Source organism: Wolbachia endosymbiont of Atemnus politus (genome assembly GCF_013309895.1).
This window is the reverse complement of record NZ_JAAXCS010000065.1, coordinates 1-7,349: the sequence shown is the minus strand read 5'-3', so window position 1 is coordinate 7,349 and position 7,349 is coordinate 1. Positions and strand designations below refer to the sequence as shown.

9 protein-coding genes and 5 pseudogenes are annotated in these 7,349 nt (G+C 34.4%); 6 read left to right on the top strand and 8 right to left on the bottom strand.

Annotated elements, in window-relative coordinates; all coding sequences use genetic code 11:
• Window positions 1-521: 521 nt before the first annotated feature.
• Window positions 522-674 (bottom strand): hypothetical protein, encoded by a 153-nt coding sequence (locus tag HET73_RS08315; RefSeq protein WP_246210155.1) that lies wholly within the window; start codon window positions 672-674, stop codon window positions 522-524.
• 439 nt (window positions 675-1,113) lie between these two features.
• On the bottom strand, window positions 1,114-1,335 hold the full coding sequence (locus HET73_RS08310; RefSeq protein WP_246210153.1) for a DUF6444 domain-containing protein: 222 nt from the start codon (window positions 1,333-1,335) through the stop codon (window positions 1,114-1,116).
• 70 nt (window positions 1,336-1,405) lie between these two features.
• On the opposite strand from HET73_RS08310, the gene HET73_RS04905 reads away from it, so the two are divergent.
• The 5 genes and pseudogenes from HET73_RS04905 to HET73_RS09075 all read left to right on the top strand — a co-directional run.
• Window positions 1,406-1,561 carry a hypothetical protein gene (locus HET73_RS04905; protein WP_174134117.1) on the top strand — a complete coding sequence of 52 codons (156 nt, stop codon included), beginning with the start codon at window positions 1,406-1,408 and terminating at the stop codon, window positions 1,559-1,561.
• A gap of 185 nt (window positions 1,562-1,746) precedes the next feature.
• Window positions 1,747-1,923, top strand: coding sequence for a hypothetical protein (locus HET73_RS04900; RefSeq protein ID WP_174134116.1), 177 nt, complete (start codon window positions 1,747-1,749; stop codon window positions 1,921-1,923).
• A gap of 117 nt (window positions 1,924-2,040) precedes the next feature.
• A pseudogene (locus HET73_RS09085) lies at window positions 2,041-2,199 on the top strand (transposase); the annotation flags it as partial.
• A 69-nt stretch (window positions 2,200-2,268) separates the two neighbouring features.
• Window positions 2,269-2,625, top strand: coding sequence for a transposase (locus tag HET73_RS09080; RefSeq protein ID WP_343033090.1), 357 nt, complete (start codon window positions 2,269-2,271; stop codon window positions 2,623-2,625).
• A 15-nt stretch (window positions 2,626-2,640) separates the two neighbouring features.
• Window positions 2,641-2,784, top strand: a pseudogene (locus tag HET73_RS09075) (transposase); the annotation flags it as partial.
• On the opposite strand, the gene HET73_RS04890 reads toward HET73_RS09075, so the two are convergent.
• Window positions 2,776-3,006 carry an IS630 transposase-related protein gene (locus HET73_RS04890; protein ID WP_174134115.1) on the bottom strand — a complete coding sequence of 77 codons (231 nt, stop codon included), beginning with the start codon at window positions 3,004-3,006 and terminating at the stop codon, window positions 2,776-2,778. The pseudogene HET73_RS09075 and the gene HET73_RS04890 overlap by 9 nt on opposite strands.
• A 357-nt stretch (window positions 3,007-3,363) precedes the next feature.
• On the opposite strand from HET73_RS04890, the pseudogene HET73_RS10100 reads away from it, so the two are divergent.
• A pseudogene (locus HET73_RS10100) lies at window positions 3,364-4,232 on the top strand (transposase).
• Between the two features lie 92 nt (window positions 4,233-4,324).
• Here HET73_RS10100 and HET73_RS09890 read toward each other — a convergent pair.
• From HET73_RS09890 to HET73_RS04860, 5 genes and pseudogenes are all read right to left on the bottom strand, one after another.
• Window positions 4,325-4,765: an AEC family transporter gene (locus HET73_RS09890; protein ID WP_410543555.1), complete on the bottom strand. Its 441-nt coding sequence runs from the start codon at window positions 4,763-4,765 to the stop codon at window positions 4,325-4,327.
• Between the two features lie 85 nt (window positions 4,766-4,850).
• Window positions 4,851-5,252, bottom strand: a complete 402-nt coding sequence (locus HET73_RS09885) for an AEC family transporter (protein ID WP_246210150.1) — start codon at window positions 5,250-5,252, stop codon at window positions 4,851-4,853.
• Between the two features lie 363 nt (window positions 5,253-5,615).
• Window positions 5,616-6,053 (bottom strand): beta-ketoacyl-[acyl-carrier-protein] synthase family protein, encoded by a 438-nt coding sequence (locus HET73_RS09880; protein WP_410543554.1) that lies wholly within the window; start codon window positions 6,051-6,053, stop codon window positions 5,616-5,618.
• Window positions 6,054-6,065: 12 nt separating this feature from the next.
• Window positions 6,066-6,707: pseudogene (locus HET73_RS09875) on the bottom strand (beta-ketoacyl synthase N-terminal-like domain-containing protein); the annotation flags it as partial.
• A gap of 78 nt (window positions 6,708-6,785) precedes the next feature.
• Window positions 6,786-7,042, bottom strand: a pseudogene (locus HET73_RS04860) (acyl carrier protein).
• Between the last annotated feature and the right edge of the window lie 307 nt (window positions 7,043-7,349).

Below are 7,349 nucleotides of genomic sequence, written 5' to 3'. Positions count from 1 at the left end.
AAATATAGTAGCTTAAAAAAGTAAACTATAAATATAAAAAAAACTTTTCTCTATCAGGAAATGGATAACGAAAGGAATTCATAAATAAAGGTAACCGTTCACGGATTGCGAAAATGATTAATCAGCTATGGCTACTAGATTTTGTAACTTTTGAAAAGGATTTTGACCATTTAGACGTGATGTAAAAAATATCGACAACAATCTTTCTACAAATTTCTCTCCCCGTTTTGACCAAGTGAAATAGCTATTCTTACGATAAATTACATAGCGTCTAATTTGCCGTTCTGTTGGTTGTCTCTATTACTTCAGGTTTACATAAAAACTTCCACCTCATATCCTCAGACTTTAAAATGCCATTCTCGAGGCTTGAGTACAATTCTTGTCATTTTACGTAAAAATGCTTTCCAATTTTTTCTCATCATTCGAGAAAATCGCAAATTATCTATCAAATTTTGTTTTGTTTTAATTATGTACTGCAAATACCCTGTTGCTAAGTGACTTGAGCGTTTGGCCAATTTTGATTACTTCATCATTTTTACTGTAAGCAAATCTCTTGCCAAATGTGCCCAACATATTTGTCTATTTTCATGACTAAAATAATTGTATGCAGCGGCTACGCCATCATATTCTGGAACCTCCTTACCACGAGACTCTTCTACTTTTAAAAGTGCCAATTCTTTATTCCAGCCTCTTTTTCCTTCATTTCTGTGTCCTGTTTCATCTATATGTCAATACTCACATTTTTCCAATTCTTCCTTCATTTTTTCATATTCAAATTCACACTTCTTTGATACCCTGCGTTTAGTATTTGAAACTAAACCAAGTTTAGGTTGAATATGCTGCTTATTGTATTTCTCTTTTTGAGTTAATAAAAAAATCTGTCAGGCTACTTATAATTGCCTTAGCATTTGTTCCTAAGAGATCCTTTGACACGCCTTCAGGTAAATTTGCTGTAATTCTTTTTTTACATATTCTACAACGTCCTCTCTTCAACCAATTACGATTGGCTTGATTTCTGGTAATTCTACTTTTTGGTGAATAATTTCATCTTCTAAAACAACCTTCCCTCCACACATACAAATCATATTTAGCTCACCACCTCATCTGCAGCCATTAACTCACGCTTGTGCGCCTGGCTGGCCTCCTGCGCTTTTCATTTATGCGATATATATCTCGTGATAACGGTAGCAATGAATTTTGTGAATTTAAGCCCAATTTGTCTTCTAATTCAACTATTTTTGCTTTCAAGCAATCATTTTCTGTGATCAGCGCTTTTATTTCTTCCTTGAGGTTAGCATTTTCTGCTACAATCTTTTCTTGCTGCACTGTTCTCATTTACCCATTCCATATTTAGCTCCCTATTTCTTTACACTTTTATATTTACTTTGTAAACCACCTTATCTCCGTGAACGGTTACAAAAAAGTAGGAGAAATAAAAAAAGAAAACTTAATCTTTATAGATGAGTCTGGAATAGAAGATAACAGGTTTTACGAATATGGGTGGTCTCAAAAAGGCAAAATGTTATTTGTTGAAAAACCAGGATACAAAAGAAAAGGGTAAGTATAATAGGAGCATTGAATGATGGAAAAGTGAAAGCACCATGAGTTATTGAGGAACAGCGAGATTTTTGAAGCTTATGTAGAAAATATACTTATTCCTATATTAAAACCTGGGCAACTCGATAATGTAAGCTTTCATAAATACGTAAGAGCGAAAAAATCAATAGAAAGTGTTAGATTTTGTTTTTGCCGCCATACTCACTGGATTTAAATCCAGTTGAGAAGTTTTGGTTTGCAATCAAGCATGCAATAAGAAAAGTGCTGCCAAGTCAGATATTAATTCAATTTTGTCTTTCAAAAATTAGGGAAACCTTACATGAGTTAGCTATAAGAGGTTGTCCGGAAACTAGTAAAAGGCTATAATATCTGAAATTTTAGTACGTGATAAAGATGAGGAAAAAGTATCCAACAGATTTAAGTGAAAGGGAGTGGGCACGAATAAAAATATAATTTAGAGTATCATATAAAAAAGAGGGAAGACCGCCAAAGTATAGAAAAAGAGAGATATTAGAAGCAATTTTCTATGTATTGCGTACAGGGTGTCAATGGCGGTATTTGCCGAATGATTTTCCGCTATGGAAGACTGTATATATAAGCAATTCAGACAATGGAAGAAGCAAGGGATTTTTGAAAAGATGAATTATGAAATTACGAAATCTAGTAGACACAAAATAGGACGAAACGAGCAGCCAAGCGCCGGTATAGTCAATCTGTAAAAACTACAGAAAAGGGGGAATCAAAGGTTACGATGGAAGTAAAAAAGTAAAAGGTAGAAAAAGGCATATAATTACAGACACTCGGGGTTTTGTATTAGGCTGTTATGTGGGTGTTGCAAGTGAAAATGACAGAGATGGTGTTAAAATGGCATTGGATAATATGAGAAAAAAATATATTAACGTTAAGAAAATATGGGCTGATATGGGGTATCAAGGAATAAACTTAACAAATCATATAAAAGAAGGGTATGACATAGATATTGAGATTGTTAAAAGACCTTCATGTAGGTTTTGGGTACATAAGGACACGCCGCTTGAGCTACTACCAGCAAGAGAACAGGGATTCTAAGTACAGTCAAGAAGATGGGTTGTCGAAAGGACTTTTGCCTGGATCAATAGGAATAGAAGTCTATCAAAAGAGTATGATTTGCTTACAACATCTACTGAAAATTTCATATATCTTGCTATAAATAGGATTATGTTAAAGAGGAAATATGCCTTAATTTGATGGTTTCCGGACAACCTCTAAGTTTTTAATTTTATGACTATGTCCTTTTTGATAGCCTAAAGCTGGTTTTATGCTTCCTGTTTCTTCTCTTATTTTCCTCCACCAATATATGGTCTTTCTATCCATTTTGAACATTTTGCTTATTTCCTCCATAGTCATTTCCTTCTCATCTACTGCTTTCAAAACACGTTCTCTCAAATCCTCACTATATGGCCCTGGCATCTTTCTACCTTAGTTAAACCATTTTATACCTTATTTATCCCTTTGGGAACCTCTTTTCAGTTAGCTATAACGCTACTTTTGCTTTTAATTCTGGTTCATACTTTTTGTTCCAACACTATTTACCACTTTATATTAATTTTACTTGGATTAACCATATTTTTGGTCTAGTTTATGGGGTTGTTTATTAAATCAAAGCCGAGAGGCTATAATGAGCAAGCTGTTAATTGGGTTAAATCGTAGGCACCTTAGTACACTCCTAGCTTAAAGGAAATGTAGTACGAACGGTAGAGAGATCTAAAAGATCGAATCTGTACATTGCATTTACGTTATTATTTGATTATATTTGTAGCTATAAAAATGGCTAGAATAGTTTTTATGAGTATTGATGTTTAAAAAAAACCCACTTGATATCACAATCGACAATAAACATCAGCGTATAGAGAATGCAGAAAGAGCTATATCTGAGTTTATAAAATCAAGAATGACTAACAATATATTTGTTAAGTTATGTGTAAACAGGCGGTTACGAAAAATTTGTCATAAAATTGTTGCGAGAACATAGTTCATAGAGCTCACCCAAATCGGGTATATGCGTTCGCAAAAGCCTGTTTGCAAAAACAGACAAATTAGATGCAAAATTGCTAGAAAATTATGCCGAATTTATCACGAAAAATGATAAGATAGTAGAATGCATAGTTTCACAAAAGCAAGAAGAACTAAAAAAATTAAGGGCAGTTGAGTGCAACCTAAACGACGACGTTCATGCAAATAATGTGTCGTTTGCATAAGGTTACAGGAAAAGCCAGGGAATATATAGAAAAACAGATAGAATTTGCCAAAAAACAATTAGAACAAATTAGAAAGGATATAATAAATTCTGACCCTGATTTGAAGGAAAAAAAGCAAACTGCTAACTAGCTATAAAGGTGTTGGACGAAAAATCGCAAGTAACCTACTCATAGAGGTACCTGAGCTTAGATAATAAGGAAATAGACTGTCTAATTGGAATTGCACAAAAAACTAATGAAAGCGGAAGGAAAGTGAGTAAAGCCCAAATCATAGGTGGCAAAAAGCATTATACATGTCTGCCATGGTTGCTATTCGTCATAACAGGAAAATGAAACCAGCGTTTAGCCGCTAAGGTTGCATTAGTTGCTGTGATGAGAAAAATCTTCGTTTGTTTAAATGCCATGATTAAAAACAACAATTTTTATCTTGATGCTTAAGACGGTATGTACATTATACAAACTGAATAGCTAATTTTCAGTATGGGACCTTTTAACAAATATGATCGATATTAAATTGCCTAAATTTCTAATCAAAGAGGAACAAGTTTGGCAAAAAATAATGATATTATTAGCAGAACGTAAAAGAGCCCAACTGCAGTACTTATGAAAAGTAGCAAAGTAGCTCTATCTGGTTGATAATTTAAAATATTAGCAAGTATTACACTGGATCCAGAAACTGGAATAATAGCTAGCAACATAAGTGCATTATATATACTCTCATCGTGTATACCTGTGATATGTTTGTCTATCAGGACAATTCCCAAAACAAATAATGGCCAGAATACGTACTTTGCTGTAATAGTGGTTAAAGCGAGCTTCCAATCTATTTTAAAATTTGTAATTTGTGCAATACTCACTCCAAGTAGCACTATTCCTAATGTAATAAATGTACTTCTAATATTTATCATAACATCTGTCAAAAAGTTGGTATTTGTATACCGCATATACTCAAAAAAAAAGCCTAGAATCATCACATAAGATGACGGAAGTCTGAGTAACCTCAACATGCATTACTTTGCAGTATAGATGCCATTTGTAGCTATATAAAACCCTAAGCTATTTTCCAACAGTGCCATTCCTATAACAGATAACATATACAAATACTGAATCTTCATCAATTAAAGTCATGGCAATCGGCAAGCCAAAATAGCCCATGCTTGTACTGCCTGAGCTAAATGCCAATATATTTTTCGTGTTGTCCATAAATAAAAATGAAGAAAGATAATACACTGATAAGGACATAACGCTGCCTATAAACCATATCAAAATCGACAAAGAAATTACTTTTAAATTAACCTCTGCATGAGATACTCCATACAGAATCACTATTGGATTAGCTATATAAAAGAGTATTTGAGATATAGTATTTCTGTCAATCTTAAGACATTTTCCTGCTAAATAACCAATAAATATTGTAATATAAATATGCAATATTTTGAGAAAAAGGCTAAAAAACATACTAACCTAAATTATAATACCTCTTGATATTTTTGACTGATAAAATGACATTAGATCTCAAGATATTGCAAAAGAAAATAAATTTATTTTCTAGTTTCATAGTTTATTAAAAGAAGATTCATCTAGTGCGCTGAAACTCACTTTTACACAAGATATGAAAATGATATTTTTCTGATAAAACTATGTTAAGTTTTTATAAAACTTCTTGCAAATTTTTTAACAGTGGTAGATTTATCAAGGTTTAGACTCGACTTTTACGCTTGTCTAAAGATAAGCGACGCTTTAGTGCCACCAAAGCCAAACGAATTGGAAAGTACATATTGAATTTTATGTTCTTGAGCTTTAAACGGGACAAAATTTAAATCACATCCTTTTTGAAGGCTTGTGTAAATTTAAAGTTGGTGGAGTAATTCCATTATTTAACGCTAGGATGCTAGATAATGCTTCGACGCTCCCTGAAGCACCAAGTAAATGTCCTATAGAAGATTTAGTAGAAGCAACCGGTACTTTGTAAGCGTAGTCACCAAATAACTGTTTTATTGCTATCACTTCGATTTGGTCCCCAAGTGAGGGTGAAGTACCATGTGCATTGATATATCCAATTTGGTTTGTACTAACTTGTGCACTCTTTAAGGCAATTTGCATTGCTTTAAATGCACCTCTTCCCTCTGAATGTGGTGCTGCGATGTGATATGCATTCCCTGTCAGTCCGTATCCAATCAGTTTGGCATATACTTTTGCCCCACTTTTTTTGGCATGTTCATATTCTTCCAGCACCAATATACCTGCTCCTTCACCCATAACAAACCCATCACGTTCTTCATCCCATGGTCTTGAAGATTCCTCAGGCTTATCGTTAAACTTAGTTGATAGTGCCTTCATAGATGCAAAACCTGCAATCCCAACTCTACACAGTGCACTTTCTGCTCCACCTGCAACCATCACGTCTGCTTCATCAAGTTTTATAGCCCTCGCTGAGTTTGTGATTGCATGCGCACCTGTTGCACATGCGGTTACTGCTAAATCGTTTGGGCTTGTAAATTCGTATTTAATAGAGATATGCCCAGATATCAAATTTATTAGACTTGCGGGAACAAAAAAAATGGGCTGACACGTCTAGGCCCATTTTTCCTGCATAATATTCACGTTTTCCTGAATTGATGGAAGACCACCTAAACCAGAGCCAACAACCACACCAACGGGTTCTCGATCTATATTTTGATTTTCTAAAATTAGTGAATCGTTCACTGCCTGAATAGCGGCTGCAAAGCCGTAATGGATAAAACGATCTGTCCTTTTTAGGTCTTTTTCAGAGATATAATCTAGCGGATTAAAATAATGTTCAATATTGTCGTGCTGCATAGGAACTTGCCCTGAGACTTTGCAGGTAAGTTCGGAAGTATCAAATCTGTTTATTTCCTTTATACCAGACTTATATCTATTAATTTGAGCCAAGTATTTTTAACATCTGCTGCCAGTGGAGTAATTAAGCCAATACCAGTAACTACTACTCTTCTGCTCATTTAACGCTAACTATTGTTTTTTTACTACATACTTAACTACTTGTTCCATAGTTTCCATTTTTGTGGGTCTTGCTCAGGAATTTCAATTCTAAACTTTTCTTCTGCTGCCATGATTATTTCAACAGCATCTAAACTGTCTGCACCATGCTCAGAGAGCTTCGAAGAGTTGTTAAACTTCTCTACATCCTTACTAATGTGCTCTAACACAATCTTTCTTACCTTTCCATCTATGTCTTCTCTAGTGCTTTTTTCTACTTCGCTATTCATTTTTAACCAAAAAATAATCTATTCTTCGATGTTATAAAAATTTTTCATATTTTACCTTTTATGGTTATATCATACCTTTTATGGTTGATAATATTTATAAAGTTTTTTTACGCTCCCGCTGCTTCAGTATCTTCTTCTTTTTCTTTAGCGCTTATCCCACGTGGTGGCGGGGTCCGCATTCCTAGATTTATGTCACCATTTTACTCTGTCGTGGACTTGATCAGGGTGGAGGCCAGCGATGCTTAAATCGTTGTGCAGCGTGTCGCACCACCGTTGCCTTGGTCTCCCTTTCGGCCATTTACCGTCC